The 15,152-nt window shown below is 55.5% G+C and carries 12 protein-coding genes and 2 pseudogenes; 7 read left to right on the top strand and 7 right to left on the bottom strand.

The features are described 5' to 3' along the window. Positions 1-57 precede the first annotated feature (57 nt). The 4 genes and pseudogenes from HTUR_RS28700 to HTUR_RS22320 all read right to left on the bottom strand — a co-directional run. Positions 58-771 (bottom strand): S8 family serine peptidase, encoded by a 714-nt coding sequence (locus tag HTUR_RS28700; protein ID WP_394298219.1) that lies wholly within the window; start codon positions 769-771, stop codon positions 58-60. Between the two features lie 257 nt (positions 772-1,028). After that, a complete protein-coding gene (locus tag HTUR_RS22330; RefSeq protein WP_012945621.1) occupies positions 1,029-1,331 on the bottom strand; it encodes a hypothetical protein in 303 nt (100 codons plus the stop codon). 425 nt (positions 1,332-1,756) lie between these two features. After that, positions 1,757-2,689, bottom strand: coding sequence for a WD40/YVTN/BNR-like repeat-containing protein (locus tag HTUR_RS22325; RefSeq protein WP_012945620.1), 933 nt, complete (start codon positions 2,687-2,689; stop codon positions 1,757-1,759). A 505-nt stretch (positions 2,690-3,194) separates the two neighbouring features. Beyond that, positions 3,195-3,455, bottom strand: a pseudogene (locus tag HTUR_RS22320) (IS5/IS1182 family transposase); the annotation flags it as partial. A 16-nt stretch (positions 3,456-3,471) separates the two neighbouring features. On the opposite strand from HTUR_RS22320, the gene HTUR_RS28185 reads away from it, so the two are divergent. Continuing rightward, the gene (locus HTUR_RS28185) at positions 3,472-3,792 is read left to right on the top strand and encodes an HNH endonuclease (protein WP_318842642.1); all 321 of its coding nucleotides are present in this window, start codon (positions 3,472-3,474) and stop codon (positions 3,790-3,792) included. A 971-nt stretch (positions 3,793-4,763) separates the two neighbouring features. Here the strand turns inward: HTUR_RS28185 and HTUR_RS22310 are convergent. After that, complete coding sequence (locus tag HTUR_RS22310) at positions 4,764-5,801, bottom strand: hypothetical protein (RefSeq protein WP_012945616.1); 1,038 nt, start codon at positions 5,799-5,801, stop codon at positions 4,764-4,766. On the opposite strand from HTUR_RS22310, the pseudogene HTUR_RS26000 reads away from it, so the two are divergent. The 6 genes and pseudogenes from HTUR_RS26000 to HTUR_RS28840 all read left to right on the top strand — a co-directional run. Beyond that, positions 5,800-6,172, top strand: a pseudogene (locus tag HTUR_RS26000) (ISH3 family transposase); the annotation flags it as partial. The gene HTUR_RS22310 and the pseudogene HTUR_RS26000 sit on opposite strands and share 2 nt — an antisense overlap. 181 nt (positions 6,173-6,353) lie before the next feature. Further along, positions 6,354-7,478 (top strand): DUF354 domain-containing protein, encoded by a 1,125-nt coding sequence (locus HTUR_RS22305; RefSeq protein ID WP_012945615.1) that lies wholly within the window; start codon positions 6,354-6,356, stop codon positions 7,476-7,478. Between the two features lie 7 nt (positions 7,479-7,485). Next, positions 7,486-8,436, top strand: a complete 951-nt coding sequence (locus HTUR_RS22300; RefSeq protein WP_012945614.1) for a glycosyltransferase family 4 protein — start codon at positions 7,486-7,488, stop codon at positions 8,434-8,436. Between the two features lie 779 nt (positions 8,437-9,215). Beyond that, complete coding sequence (locus HTUR_RS22295) at positions 9,216-9,530, top strand: HalOD1 output domain-containing protein (protein ID WP_012945613.1); 315 nt, start codon at positions 9,216-9,218, stop codon at positions 9,528-9,530. A gap of 781 nt (positions 9,531-10,311) precedes the next feature. After that, positions 10,312-10,527 (top strand): hypothetical protein, encoded by a 216-nt coding sequence (locus tag HTUR_RS22285; RefSeq protein ID WP_012945611.1) that lies wholly within the window; start codon positions 10,312-10,314, stop codon positions 10,525-10,527. A 388-nt stretch (positions 10,528-10,915) separates the two neighbouring features. Continuing rightward, positions 10,916-11,254: a DUF7344 domain-containing protein gene (locus HTUR_RS28840; RefSeq protein ID WP_012945610.1), complete on the top strand. Its 339-nt coding sequence runs from the start codon at positions 10,916-10,918 to the stop codon at positions 11,252-11,254. An 814-nt stretch (positions 11,255-12,068) separates the two neighbouring features. Here the strand turns inward: HTUR_RS28840 and cydB are convergent. Next, the gene (gene cydB / locus HTUR_RS22280) at positions 12,069-13,070 is read right to left on the bottom strand and encodes a cytochrome d ubiquinol oxidase subunit II (protein ID WP_012945609.1); all 1,002 of its coding nucleotides are present in this window, start codon (positions 13,068-13,070) and stop codon (positions 12,069-12,071) included. Next, a complete protein-coding gene (locus HTUR_RS22275; RefSeq protein ID WP_012945608.1) occupies positions 13,063-14,487 on the bottom strand; it encodes a cytochrome ubiquinol oxidase subunit I in 1,425 nt (474 codons plus the stop codon). The genes cydB and HTUR_RS22275 overlap by 8 nt, the downstream gene beginning before the upstream one ends. Between the last annotated feature and the right edge of the window lie 665 nt (positions 14,488-15,152).

Below are 15,152 nucleotides of genomic sequence, written 5' to 3'. Positions count from 1 at the left end.
CTAGCATAAAACTACGGTCGCAAAGTGTTCGATGATGTCATTTCCTCAATAACCTCACTATATGTCTTGCAGAAAATCCCACGTTCCCCCAGCTTGGAACTTTCCGAGCTCACCTTCATCTATCTCAGTTGCACCCTGTGTGACTGCTGTCTGGAACTCCGCCGGTGTTGGACTAAGTCCGAGTTCAAGCAGATCACTAGCAATCGCTGCAAGAATCCCGCAGACGATTGGTGCTGCAAAACTCGTTCCAGACTGCAGCAATGGTGTACCCTGTGAGTCCACAGGATGATGGACAGGTGCAAGCACATCTGGAATTGTGTTCCTGAAAGCGACGTTGCCGGACCACGGTTTTTCGTATCGGTGTTCTGTACACGAATGGTCAGGACTACAGCCCTGTTGTCCACAGAACGGGCCTTGCAGACCGCCATTCCGAACCCAGTATTGCCTAGATGCGTCGCTCTCAATGAGGTCCGACCGACAGTGTGAGACAAACCCACCGACACCAATCGCACCATCGACTCGAGCCGGACAGGTAACGGCCAGTGGATCGTCTCGACGCCGATTCCCTGCTGCGCTTACTACTGTGGGTCCTTCTTCGATTGCAAGACGCGTCTCATCGGCAACACGACAATGACCGCCACAGTCGTAATCGTTCTCTTCGTGGTGAGCAATGCCGACCGATACATTCAGAAAATCGAGACCGTAACGACTCGCATCTGCGATTGCCTGAACGAGATCGCCCCGCCGCGTTCGGCCGTTCTCTGCAATCACGCGGTACAGATTGTATTCCGCGTTCGGAGCAAAATACCCGAGTGTTTCGAATACGTCTCCACCATGACCAGTCGTATCACCCGCCGGCGAATAGACGTAGTTTTCGTGGCGATTGACAGAGAATGCGTCTACCAACTCTGGTCCGGGTTGATAGAGGGAATCAACGATACCGACTCGGATGAATTGGCCCTTGTTTTTCGAGTCACGGGCATCAAGCGTCTGAAGATATGACTCGAAAACACGTTGTCGAAGATCGACTACCGAGTCACACGTGGGCGGGAGTGTGGGTTTCCCTCGGCAAGCACCTGCACATCATCTCGCTCGAGTTCGATCGATTTGACCTCCTCAAGTGTGCAGAGTGATTCGATTGCTGTTTCTGGTGCAGTCACTCTGAGCGTCGCACGCCCGATTTCGGCGTCGACAGTCCCACCAGCCTGCTCAATTAATTTACAGACGGTGGCATTGTCATAATCACCAGAGACACCGATGAGGAGCGTCACCTCTATCGGATTGTTGCTCCCACGCAGATCCTCGACCTGTGGATCGATGTACTCTGGCATTCTATCTGTAGTTTCGACTGCAAGGGATTTGGTTCTTTCTTCTCTGGCTGGATACGTGATGGCTCCATCAGTGCCGGTAATCTTCCGACGATCGATCAAGCAGCTGCGTTGGGAACGCTCGACTCCGAGCAGTTGCTCTCTGATTTGCCGCCAACAGTTGGCCGAATCGTTCAGACGCTGTTGACAGCCGACAGTCGTCTCTCACAACGAGAACTGGCCGACCGAGCAGACGTGTCGACGTGTATCGGTCGGGAATTTCTCGCCTCAAGGTGGCATTAGTGCTGGCGACAATCGGCTAACAGTGGACCCTCGAGTGGGCTGGTCAGGATCCCACGATCACGATCGAACCGGAGATCACCACGCAGACCACGAACGGTCTGCCGATGCAGATTCGACAGCGATAGGTGAGTGCAGCCGTCTTTGATCTACTCTGCAAGCGATCGAATCCCAGCTGGCACTTGTCCCGCGTCGGTCCACGTCCCGTCCGCATCGCGGCTGAGAAGTCGGCCTTCGTTCGTGCCTGCTACCACATTGCCGTCGATTTGAGTCCACGCGAGGATGACCTCGGCCGGCCCACCGGGGTACGAGACAGCCTCAAAGGTCTCGCCGAAGTCAGTTGATTCCACTAGTATTGCGTCGGCACCAGTATCGCCGCTCCACGTTCCCGGCGAACTCCGGGCTGCCGCCGCGTAGAGTCGGCCATTGAACGTGAAGGCCTCCCGAAAATATCGATGAGCGAGGTCCGTATCGAGTCGTGTCCAGGACTGTCCAGCATCGCGCGTTCGGTAGAGTCCGTCGCCACATGAGACAATGTACTCGTCCGCCCCGTAGACGTGAACGTCATGGACGTCGTCATGGACGCCGTCGCGGCGCTCAGTCCACGTCTCGCCCTGGTCGTCGCTGACGTGGATGCCGCCGACCTCGACGCCGGCAATTACTCTGTCAGGCGTCTCCGGATGCACGCCGAGGCTCCGCACGTGGGCTTCGTTACGGTGGCGCGGCGTATGCCACTCGTCCCGCGACGGAAGCTCCTGAAAGCCCTCGAGTTCGCGCCACGTCTCACCGCGATCAGTCGAAACGTAGAGGTGCGCAGGATGGGTGCCCGCATAGAGCCGTTCACTGTCGGGACTGGCGACAACCGAGTACACCTCCTCCTGTGGGACGCCGAGGCCCTCCCACGTTCGCCCATCATCCATCGACCGATACAGTCCCGTCTTCGTGGCCGCGAATACGCCGTCGACTTCCGGAAACGTCTGGACTCTGGGGACATCACCGCTATCGAGCACCTGTTCGACGTCGTCGACGGGGACGGTTGCTGTGCGGTAGACGCCGTCACGAGTGCCAATGAGAACGGCCATGGCTGGCTTACGTTCGCCGTCTGATTAACCTCCAGGGGTACTTTTCATGGGTGGGTACAGCTGCCGCCCTTCCACCATAACGGTCGAATTAACCAACAGACTGTAAGACTCGTCCGGTTTGTTGGTTAATACCGCGCGCTCTTATGTAGAACTCAGGAGTGACCAAATAGATAGGCACTGATCCTCAATCTTCCCCCCTTTGTGCGCCCACTATTAGACCGTCATCTCTTCTACATCGTGACGCTCTCTGAATATCCGATCCTGCCACCACCTGTCGAAGTTGGTTTCAAGATGCCTTGTTGAACGCAAGTCTGCGACGGGGTGGTGTCGATCACTCACGGTTTTACGACGTCAGAGATTGGTTCTTGGAGTCAGAAGATGCAGTAGCTGTCGCTAGCGGTGTTCACCGAAGGGTCATAATTATGTCACCTTATACCATTGTTCCAGTGACGACGGCGATGCCTCTCCCGGATACGTCTAGAGAAGAGAGAGCAGGTGGCGAGCCCTAACTCGCCGCCTGCGTTAGGTTATGCACGATGCACTTGCGAGTCAGCTCCCGGAACTGGCCGTGCCAGCTCCGGGAGCGAAGCTTCTCGCCGTCGTCTTCCTTCAACTGCGAGAAGCCTGTTTCACTCATCTAGCGTTGATTGTAGTCCTCACCGTCCATCCGGGCGTTGTGCGCCTTCTGCAACGGTGTCTGCTCTCTGTGCCTGATCAACGGTCGCGTTGACTCGGAGCGACACTCCTCCGTAGGCGAACTGTATGATCAGGCCGAGGCAAGTGTGAACGGCGAAGGCCGAACGACAAGCGAATCGCGATCTCGTACCACGTATCCGCGGTCAGAGGTCGTGAGAAAATACGCGCTCCAAGTTGCTGACGGTGTGTGTCAAGGCTGTAGTGACGATGCCCCGTTTCTCACTGATGATAGAGAATCTTTCCTCGAGGTGCACCATCTTCGCCGACGCAGTAACGGTGGGGCAGACCACCCGAAGAATGTAATCGCACTATGTCCAAACTGCCATCGACGGGTTCACCATGGACGCAATGGAGACGAATTCAACGAGGATCTGATTGACAAAGCGGAGGAATTGCACTCGAGGTAGTCGACTGCCCTCGAAGAGTGGGTTCTCGGACATAGTTCCCGCGTTAGTATACGGATTAATACTGATCCTTCAATTAGAAGCCATTTCTATCGATTCCTGGGCATGACACACAGTAATTACATATGCGAATTTATCGCTTCCAATTTGATTGATTCCGCTGTTCGACTTTTTTCTCAACTCTATCTGCTAGTGTGACCGACAATCTGAATAATGGCTTATCATGGTTTCGAGATCGGCGTTGGTATCGAAGTGATGGCGATGAAGAACTCGGCCGGTCAATGCGTTTTGTTGGTACTGAATCATACTACTTCGGCGGTTGAATCGGCACCGCAATCTTCGTTGGACGCCCTTGAGGTCGCATGGCCCAAATCAACTGCCGGATACGGAATCCAAAGTTGGCGATTCGGCGATTTCTTGACCCAGTTCGGGCCGCGTTCACGACGCGGCCCGACGGCTCGTCGTGGGCACGTGCCACCAATACGTGGCGGATGGCACTTGCCTACGTTGAGGGGTTAGTGCGGCCCGGCAGCCACAAAACCTTGAGTGACATTGGGAAACGAATGGATGTTCATGAAGACCGCATCCGGCGATTCATCACTCAGAGTCCCTGGAACCATGACGCCCTCTAGGCTCATCTCAATGGCAATATTCCAGATAGCATCGCCTCCACCAACTGGTTCAGCAGAATCCTAAGTTACGAGTCCTCGGGATGAGCGACCGCCTAAATCTCCCCGGCTATTATCCTATAGGACAGTAAGGACCAGTATGAACTGTGACTGGTGGCACCAATGCGTCCGCAACGCCACCACCCAGGTCGTCCTCCAAGACACCGACGGGTCACAGCAGACGCAATATTACTGTCCTATTCATCTCCAGATGCGGCTGGCGGAGATCCAAGATAGCGACTACCTCGAACTCCAAGAGTCGCGGCCGCTCAAGCAGCAACTATGACGGAGTCCGATCAACGTAGTCTATGACTCCGTTCCATACGCAGTGACAGTACGTACATCGGAACTCCCCTCAGCCTCCACGCGGACAGGGAACGAATCGTCCTGCTTCACCGGATACGTCTCGAACACGAGAGTGAACCGTTTTGTCCCACCGGCAGGAATCGTCACCGTCCGACTGTCCACGGTCTCCGGATCTTCACCGACCACGAGATCAACCGTGCGTGTCACCTCCGACGACCCCGTATTCTCGATTGCAGCAGTCACCTCCAGCACCTCACCGCCGGTCACCGGGCTATTCGTTCCCTGAATACTTACAGCAACATTGCCCTCGTTCCCACCACCACCGTCATCAGCCGCGTCAAAGCCTTCAAACACCCATGGATTCACCGCCGTAAACATATTGTTCTCATCGATCACCCACGCCTCAATCTGACACGTATGGCAGCCACCATCAACCGTGACCGACGCGGTGTCACTCCTTCCTTCGATATCGGAGACATCAAGGATCACGTCCGACTGCGTCATCCACCACACGACACGATTCAGTTCGGTGCTGTGGCTCAAGACCTCAAGTTCGAGCGTGGTCGTTTCGTCGGCAGCAAGTTCACTGGTCGCTGGCCGGGAAGCATTGACGGTTGGCGGTGCAGCGCCGTTGTCAGCCACCGTCACCTCCCACCGTGAGGCAGAGTTCCCCTCGTCAGCTACCACGGCCGTATCTACGAGGTGCGTCCCTTCCGAGTCAAACGTGTGCGTGAAGATCTCCCGGCCAATCTCTGCGAAATACGTTGAAGGCCACGGACCTGCCGGGGTTGTGACGTAATCGCCGTCAACGTACCAGTGCGTAGTTCCCTGTTGCTTCAGCAGTTCCGCATCCACCTCGAAGATGACCGTTGTCCTTGGCTGAACCGTTAGTGTCTGGTCACGATCAGGAGACACGTACTGGGAATCACACGGGTCAACACCGGCGACAGTGACCATTGCCTCGGCTACATCGGACGCGGTTTCGAGTCGGACCGGGAACGTGTCATTGGTGCGCACCGGATATGTCCGGAACTGCATGCTTAATTTTGTCGTCAACAGTCTCGATGAGGAATTTTCGCTGGATCTCGGGGAGACTGTAGCGGTCACGACGGAGGACCTCGATTAATCACGTCTGCGAGAAAACGAACGACTCGCCCCACGCCAATACCGTCCGTGGATATCTTGCCGATCAGTTCGATCTTGATACCGTTGAAGCGGTTGGGAACACGCTCCTTCAACGAGATGTCCTTGAGACACTTCCAGATCGACCGGTGTAGGTCGGCGACGACCTACACCTCGATCCCTACTACGGTGACGAGGACGAGACGGAGTCACTGTACTTCTCACAGGCGAAACGAGGAACCACTGCCTTTCACGCCTACGTCACGCTCTACGCACGGGTACGTAACTCCGGCTGATACCGCCCTCCCGATGCCGTATCGGGACACTTGTTACGCGTGCGACTGTTTCGAGGCCATCATTTCACTCGCGAGCGACCGTTTCGCCGATAAAATCCCGGGACGAGAACGTCACCCCGCTAAAGAGAGTGTAATAATGCGCCCGATATGAGTCGTCTCGATCAGAAGACAGATGGATATAGTCATCACCATCCAGCACGCGGCGAACGTCCACCTCTTCAGGCACGTCGTCCGCGACCTCGAGACCGCGGGTCACGACGTCCACGTGTTCGGCCGCGAGAAGGGGGTTACGGGGGAGCTCCTCGACGCCTACAACATCCATCACGAACTGCTCTGTGGGGAACCCGACGGCTGGCTCGGACTGGGGCTGACGCAGTTGCGCTACGAGTACCGGCTCCTCCGCCGGGCGCGAGCGATCGATCCGGACTACATCGTCTCGAGCCACGGGATCGCCGCGACGCACGTCGCCGAACTGGTCGACGCGGAGAGCCACGTCTACATCGACACCGAGACGGCGATCAACGGCGGCAACCGACTCACCCTCCCGTTCGCGGACGTGCTCTACACGCCGGACAACTTCCGCGAGGGCTACGGTGACGGTCACGTCACCTATCCCGGCTACCACGAACTCGCATACCTCCATCCGGATCGGTTCGAGCCGGACCCGTCGATCCTGCGACGCAACGACATCGATCCCGACGAGCGGTACGCCGTCATCCGGTTCGGTGCGTGGAACGGCAACCACGACGTCGGGAAGGAGGGAATCTCTCCCTCGGCGCGTCGCCGGATCGTCGACGTCCTCGCCGATGACGGACGGGTGTTCGTCTCCGACGAGGGCGACGGCCCACTGCCGGAGGGCACCGAACCGCTTCCCGTGCCGCCGGCGGCGTTTCACCACCTGCTCGCGTTCGCCGACGTCGTCGTCGGCGAGGTCGCGACGACCACCCTCGAGGCCGGTCTCCTCGGCACGCCGACCGTTCGGATCAGCCCGTTCGCGGGCGCGGACGACATGGGCAAGTTCGAGGAACTCGAGGCCTACGGTCTCGTCCGGTCGTTCCACATGAGCCGCGAGAGCGACGCAGTCGATACCCTCGAGCGGATCGTCAGCGATCCGACCGCTGACGAGACCTGGGCGGATCGACGCGAGGCGATGCTCGAGGAGAAGATCGACGTCACCGAGTACGTGCTCAGCCAACTCCTCGCGGACATCGACGAACCGACGCCGGAGGCGTCCGCGCGGGCGGAGAGCGAGTCGGAGCCCGACGCGGACGAGCGCGGCCAGCCAGTCCCCCAGTAACGCTACCATGATCCACGTCCTGAGTCTCACTACCACCGACTGGCGCAGCTTCTATCAAAGCCAGATGACGGCCCTCGAGCGTGCCGGCGTCGAGGTGATGACGCTGCCGGTCCCCAGCGAGCATCGGGCCCGCGAAGACGACGTCGAGCGGCGGACGCCGCTCGATTACGCCCGTTACCTCCCGCAGGTGCTCCGAGCGGCGCGCGATGACTACGACCTCGTCCACGCCAACTACGGACTCACGTTTCCGTTCGCCGTCGCGGCGTCGGCGCTGCCGCGGACCGACCTCCCGGTCGTCTGTACGCTCTGGGGTGGCGAGTATCTCGACAACCCCTACGCCGACGTCATCAGGCGGTTCACCGCGCGCGCTGATCACGTCGTCGTTCCGTCGAACGCGATGGCCGATCGCGTCGATCGACCCTGTCACGTTGTCCCCTTCCCGGTCGATATCGAGCAGTTCCACCCCATCCCCCGCGACGAAGCGCGCGAGCGCGTCGGCTGGGAGACCGACGAGCGGATCATCCTCTTCCCCTACGCCCCCTCGCGCGAGGAGAAGAACTATCCGCTGGCCGAATGGGTCGTGGACGGACTCCCCGACGACGTACAGTTGCGGACCGTCGCCAACCAGCCCTACGAGGAGGTACCGTATTACCTGAACGCTGCCGACGCCGTCCTGATCACCTCGCGCTACGAGAGCGGGCCAATGACGATCAAGGAGGCCGCGGCCTGTAACGTCCCGGTCGTCTCGCGCGACGTCGGCTTCGCCCGCGAGGTGCTCGAGCCCATCTCCGACTCCCACGTGGTCGCCGACGACGACGCGCTCCGGCCGCGACTGGCCGACGTCCTCGCGGGCGATTGCCGATCGGACGGGCGAGCGCACGTCTCCGGGTACACCGTCGACGAGATGGGGGCCCGCCTGCACGCCGTTTATGATCGCTGTCTCGAAACCATGGCGTAACGAAGAGCGGGTGACATCAGACGTCCCCTCCGAGCCCTCAAGAACTATTCTATTTCTCACTCATCGAGTTCGGCTGGCATCCCAGGGGACTGGTTCGTTCTACGGACGACGGTTCTCGGGTGAGACTCGCGGGTTCTAAAATTGGTCGCGCAATCTCGTTCGTAGGGCCCAATCATTCCATTCGGCCGTCGATCGAAGTGGCGGCATAGACTCGGTCCAAGACATAGGGGATCGATTACGTCGTACAGCGTTTAGCGGTTAATTCGCAGACCTGCTTACCGAATCGAGTGATCCTATCGTACCTTACTCTGAATTGAAGAAACGAGCCTCCCTCGCCGACGCAGACGAACAAATCGTCTACATGACCGTCGATGAATTACTCACTGACGACATCTCGATCAGCTTCAGGCCGCCGATGACCGTGGAGTAGACATCTATCTCGCAGGAATTTCAGACGATATTCAAGGTTAAATTCAGGAAATAGTACCGTCAACCGAACTATTCGAAACCTTATAGAAATAGAGGGATACGTCCGCCGGGAGCCTGTTGATCACTGACAAAAAGACGGCACTCGTCAGTACTCTCGTAAATGGTTCTGGCGGCGCTAATGAGATCGAAGAAACGGCAATCTGGGGCGCAGGCGATCGAAATAGTCTCGTTGTCGTCCTCCGGGCGATCTTCACGTGCCGACTCAACGAAGAACAAGCAGCGTGAATTCACATCGGCCTTCACTCGGAAAATCACAGTGCATTTATGGAGTTTATTGGCATAGGCAGACTATGGGTGAGGACACCCAAGCGAGTGACGGGCATGGATCTGATTTGACCACTATTCACTTCCAAAGAGCGTACGATTGGTCGGACACACCACCGAGCATCGCCACAGTCACCGCTCTCGGAACCGTCACGGGTATCGATCCAACCGAGCTTGCCACCGAACTCGAAACCACCTTATACGATCACGTTGACCCGGACGCACTCGATGGGCTCGTCCGGGATCAAAAACCCGAGCAGGTCACCGTCTCCTTTACTTTTGACCGCTATCGGATTTTGTTTGAAGGTGACGAGTTGACTGTCCGCTCACACGACCGGTAAGCGCCTATCGATAGCGATAGACAGCAGGTTCTGTCGGACTTTTCAGTGATGACAAAAGTAGGATGATGTAGTCCTGAATCGATCGATACTCCGTTAGATGCTTCACCTGTACTGAACGGCAATTACGTGTGCGAACTGACCGACAGCAGTACTGTCAGTGACAAACCGCATTTACCGACTCGTATCGGGAAATGGAGAGAATCGTTACTGCGTGAAATGTGGCCAGTCTTTTTCAGTGACCAGCTCCGTTTCGCCGCAACAGCCACACTTCGCAGGTGCCTCGTACTGGTGACCGCTATCGGTTCGTTCGGAGACCGTGCCGGCGTGCATCGTCTGGCAGGCTGTGCAAACGTACTTTTCCGGGAGTTCTGGGACGTGAGCCATGTAGATGGTACCCGCGCCAACGATATATAGCCGGGGTCCGAGCCTCATGGAGAATAGCTGGGATAAACGATGCCGACGCGCCGAACTCATCATCCGTACGAAGCGACCCGAACTACCTCTATCTCGAGGAATCCGCGTCGAACTTGCGACCTGAGTTCAGCAGGAACTGCAAGAGTAGTGAGCGGCCTGTTAGTTATCGATAATGCGCTTGCCGGAGTGCATCTGCGGTCGCAGTGCCCGAAATCCGGATGTATTTCTGGTCAGTGGCTAAATCACTCCAGCCCATTAATGCCTGAAGTGGGACTGGCGCAACTCCCTGGTAGGCAGTCGAAAATCTCGCGTGTTGTCGCGGCGTACTCTTGCGGAGGATCGAGAGTTTCGCGAGACGATCGCGGCAATGATGCTCGCCGACACGCACCCGGAACTCGAGGACCCGGACGACGTTCGGGAGGACGATATCGACCTGGCTCTCGTTGAGGCCGGGCTCGGTGTGGACGTGGTGCCGGATGATCCCGACGTTGCCGAAGATCCCGAGTCGATCAGCACATCCGCACGAAAATCGGACAGGAAAATCAGCAGCTATCCAGTGGATCAGAGCCGAGAAGGAACGTGAGGATCGGCCGCAGACGTTTGAAGAGCTAAACGAGCGGGTTGGCGACCAATGCCTGAATGGACAGGACCGCGCCGAACGCCCAGCACCGCACCGAACGGCCGCCGCTGCTGGCGAACGGTGGACAGTCGGCCTGTATCGGCCGGTGGACAGTCCACTCGAGATCATGCGAGAAAGACACCAGATTTCCGTCGCAATCTGGTTGTTTTGGTCTTGTCAAAACCCTATTCTTCAGATGCCATTTTACTTGAAACAGCTGCTACATAGAGTATGCGAATTGATCAAATTGTGCCCCATATAACGCGAAGACGGGACGCCACTACTAGGTCTATGTATACCTATTTATAGAACATACAAGCCTCTTTCCTGTTCTTCCACGAAGATCCGGTTGATGAGTGTCAAAGAGCGCACAATAGAGGATGTCTGTGATACATTACAGTTACTGGGACACGAACGTCGGTTCTATGCAGTGCTGTGTCTCCGAGAAGCGCAGACGGCGCTAACACTTCACGAACTGGCGAATAACGTTTCAATTCGGGAGAATTCTTCACGATTACGAGAAATCCCCGACGATGTGATCACGACGACCCAGCAGTCGCTATATCACGTTCACATCCCACAATTACGAGATGCTGGTGTCGTTGCATATGATTCACATCGTGATGCTATTCGATTTTCGAATGATAACGTGCTGGTGGAATCCATTATAGATTCACAGTTCTTAGAGTGATCTTTCCTGCCTTGTGCTAATCAGTAGATCATCTGCACTTATCACTGAGGATGCCAAGCCTACCTCCAGTTATGGATTTCAATAGAGCCGTTTGGACGTCTCTAGTGTCCGTCGAGGTCTGCATATGGTGACAGTCCCATTGAACCGGAGCTCGCTATCGACAGTCCCCTACTGTTTCTCGAGTTCAGTGATCCGCTGGTCGCCAGGGCTGACAGTCCACTCGGCTGGAAGCCGCCGGAGTCCAGGACGTGCTGGCCGCCAGCACTGACAGTCCCCTCTGTTTCGTGTTGGCCGGCGCGGCGCCATGTCGCTCGTGGACAGTCCCACGCGTGGCGCGGATACTCCCGCTGTTGCTGAACAGTACGGCTGCCCTCACGCAAGGTGGCACCCCAGAGGGACACTCGAGCCGGCACCCAACTAGTTCGGTCACGGTCATTCTCATTTTGTCAGTAGAGTGGACAATTGCTCGTCCTTCCTTGGTAGATGCCAGTCTTTTCGAGTTGGCTCCAACAGATTAATCAGCATCTTTTTGTGTATTTCCAAGCCTATTAGTTCGTCTCATGGATAGCCTGTATCCAGTCTCTGATAAGTTCGTTTACATTATAGAAAATAATCCCTACCGTGAGCACGGTTGTGGTAAGATAAACAATGAATCCTGGAGCTCCGCCAATAGTAGCACCAAATAGACCACCGACGATTCCAATGATCAGCAATTCAATCCATGTTATCAAGATTCGTGAACTAAGACGGGGCTTTGATGCATTGCTACTGGCCGGATTGCTATCTTCGTCGATTGAATTGTTATTCTCGGTCATTAGTATGATTCATCTGCCTTTATTGGACCACTGAACACTGAGTAAAGGACGCCAAAGTAGAGGAAGATCAGCGGCAACAGAAGCGCCGCTCCAATTGACATGATGTTAAGCGGTAACGTTGATACAATAGCTTCCTCAACAGTCAGCCCTTCAACACGATCGATATGTGGATACATCAAACTGGCAACAATGCTGACCAATGTAAAAACGAGTCCTGCATTAGCAACGAACGCCTCATAGTAGCGATTGGAACTTGTTGCTACCGCATAGATTCCAGTAAGAACGAGATTCACAACGACAAGGCACACAACTAAGGGCGATAGCAAGGCCGATCGCAATTCAGGTGCAGTAATATAAACGACACCCAGTGTTAGTACGACTAGTATGAGGTACAGGACAAGAGCTCGAGATCCGTCCGTTCGGACATCGTCTCGCAACTCATTACGCGTCTTTAATCGGAGGAAAGCAACGCCGTCAACGACAGTCAGTGCGACAAGCATTAGACCGACGACAATTCCTGGCAGTGTAATAAGGGCCGTTGTACCGAGCAGCCAGTTCGCTATGAATATTCCGAGGAAAAACGGTGCCGTGAAGCTTCCGACGATGAACGCTCGCCCCCACCACTTTTGCCATGGCTCGTCCTCACGCTGTTCGTACATCTCAGGTGCAAGTCCACGGAGGATGAGTGCCCCAAGAATAGCGAACATCAGCAAGTAGTGACGACTGAACAGATTCGCATACACGGCTGGGAAGGCTGCAAACAATGCGCCGCCGAACACAACCAACCATACTTCGTTACCGTCCCAAAACGGCGTGATGGCTGCGAGCAACTGCTCGCGCTCGTGTTTATCGTCTCGAGTCGCAAACAGGATTCCGACACCGAAATCGAATCCATCGAGAAAGAGGAACATTCCGAGGATGAAAAACACAAGTCCAAACCAGATGTCGGCTAGAGGAAGCCCAAACAGCGTGTCGCTTGCGAGGGTGCCGACGTCAGTCATCTATACTCACCTCGGATTGTGGCGGTGACGAACTCTCCGTCGTAGTAAGTTCGTCCCCATCCGGTGGACCGGCACGGATGATACGCACGATAACATACGTATATAGAGTCAACAAGCAGAGATACACGATCGCAAAACCGACAAGGGTAGCCGTCGCCTCGGCACCCGTAAGCCCCGGTGAGACACTATCGCTTGTCTTCATCACACCTTGAATGACCCACGGTTGTCGGCCAACCTCCGTAACGATCCATCCGAGCTCGACAGCGACAAGTCCTAACGGTGCAGAGAGCATGAGCGCTTTGTGGAGAAGATCATCCTCATACAGTTCGCCACGCCACCAGCGGTAGACGCCCCAGAACGCAAGCAGAATGAACCAGAACCCTAGAGCAACCATGATTCGGAACGACCAGAAGACGATGGCAACAGGTGGCTGGGGGCCTTCAAACTCATTGAGGCCTTGAATCGTCGCTTGTGGATCACCGCCGCTGGCAAGCCATGAGGCACCGCCTGGTATTCCGAATCCGAAAATCTCCTTCGCGCGTAGGTCCAAGAGATCTTGAATACTTGTTGGGAAAGCAACGATATATTCGGGAACGTACGAATCAGTCTCCCAGATCGCCTCCATTGCAGCGAATTTCTGTGGTTGCGTTTCAACGATATGTCGAGCATAGAGATCGCCATGAATCGCTTGGAGTGGTGCCGTGATGACCAGGGCAACGAGAGCGATTTTCAGCGTTTTTTCCCAGAATTCGATATTATCAATGGGGTATTTCCAGATATGATGTCGAAAAACGTAGTACGCAGCGATACCAGCCATGATAAGAGCTACTGATTCAACAGCCGCGTTCTGCATATGTACGAACATCCACGGAAATCGGGGGTTCAGGTAGGCTGCTATCGGATCTACGAGATGGACGATCGGCTGGCCATCTTCCATCACCACTTCGAATCCACGGGGGGTCTGCATCCAGGAGTTCGCAATGAGGATCCAAACTGCTGAGAGCCACGTTCCGAGACCGACAGCAACACTCGATAAGAAATACAATCGGTCTGAAACCCGCTCTCGACCGAAGACGAAGATACCGAGAAAGGTCGCCTCCAACATGAACGCCATCATTCCTTCGAGTGCGAGTGGCCCACCAAACAGTTCACCTGCAGTCGTCGAGAAGGCAGCAAAGTTCGTTCCGAATTCGAACTCAAGCACGAGCCCGGTCACGGTTCCAGTGGCAAAGCTCACGGCAAAAATCCGCGTCCAAAAGCGGCGTAGTTGCTCATAAACAGCATTATCTGAGCGAATATCTTTCCACGTGAAGTAGATGAGGAACGGCGCAAGCCCCATACTCACCACAGGAAAAATGATGTGAACGATAACCGTGAGAGCAAACTGGATACGGCTCGCCAATACCGGATCAAGCATCGCTATCACCGCCCTGGTGGCATGCCAATGAATGCCTCCATACGCACAACGGAAAGTCAATGAGTATGCTGACTCTCTGAGGAGAGGGATTCAGGATTACTCCCCATTGAAGATGTGGGTGAACGTATCGTTGCGCCATCAATGGCATTTGAGTACCAGTGTGAATCAATCAATGGCGGATTCCCAATCGGTCGGAATCATAGAATTATCGGTTTAATTTATAGACTCTAAGCATAAACACTTGTCAGGCCCACCACGCAGCTGAGTGCGACCTCTGTAGTAAGTCCGCACTTTGAGAAGACCATACTGAATCCGTGAGACGAGCTGGTGCACTACCCCTGCTATGCCAAAGACTACGGTGGATCTGAATGGCTCAAATTCTGCTGAATCGGTCTTGTTGAAATCCCATTCTTCAGATGTGATTTTGTCTGAAAAACTGTTATAGATGGAGTGTACTATTGGTTAGAGCGGATTTGAGATCATCGATTCGATCAACTCACTCTGTATGACTTTCCCAGTCGCTCTTATTCAAAGCTGAGGAATGCTCTCGTAGTTACGGTGGGGTGCGTAATATCAGCCGAGTGTCTTCGTCGAAGTCGGTGTTTGGACGGATGCTACGCCAGCTTGTCGATCTCGGAGTGACCAAACTGGAAACGGAGCCAGAT

The sequence above is a fragment of the Haloterrigena turkmenica DSM 5511 genome (assembly GCF_000025325.1).
GTDB lineage: Archaea > Halobacteriota > Halobacteria > Halobacteriales > Natrialbaceae > Haloterrigena > Haloterrigena turkmenica.
This window is presented reverse-complemented; position numbering and strand designations above follow the sequence as displayed.

Excerpts from the sequence above, each read along its gene's own strand:
- HTUR_RS22330 (WP_012945621.1), bottom strand. The coding sequence starts at position 1,331 with ATGCCAGAGTACATCGATCCACAGGTCGAGGATCTGCGTGGGAGCAAC.
- HTUR_RS22325 (WP_012945620.1), bottom strand. The coding sequence starts at position 2,689 with ATGGCCGTTCTCATTGGCACTCGTGACGGCGTCTACCGCACAGCAACC.
- HTUR_RS22310 (WP_012945616.1), bottom strand. The coding sequence starts at position 5,801 with ATGCAGTTCCGGACATATCCGGTGCGCACCAATGACACGTTCCCGGTC.
- HTUR_RS22305 (WP_012945615.1), top strand. The coding sequence starts at position 6,354 with ATGGATATAGTCATCACCATCCAGCACGCGGCGAACGTCCACCTCTTC.
- HTUR_RS22300 (WP_012945614.1), top strand. The coding sequence starts at position 7,486 with ATGATCCACGTCCTGAGTCTCACTACCACCGACTGGCGCAGCTTCTAT.
- HTUR_RS22295 (WP_012945613.1), top strand. The coding sequence starts at position 9,216 with ATGGGTGAGGACACCCAAGCGAGTGACGGGCATGGATCTGATTTGACC.
- HTUR_RS22285 (WP_012945611.1), top strand. The coding sequence starts at position 10,312 with ATGATGCTCGCCGACACGCACCCGGAACTCGAGGACCCGGACGACGTT.
- HTUR_RS28840 (WP_012945610.1), top strand. The coding sequence starts at position 10,916 with ATGAGTGTCAAAGAGCGCACAATAGAGGATGTCTGTGATACATTACAG.
- cydB (WP_012945609.1), bottom strand. The coding sequence starts at position 13,070 with ATGACTGACGTCGGCACCCTCGCAAGCGACACGCTGTTTGGGCTTCCT.
- HTUR_RS22275 (WP_012945608.1), bottom strand. The coding sequence starts at position 14,487 with ATGCTTGATCCGGTATTGGCGAGCCGTATCCAGTTTGCTCTCACGGTT.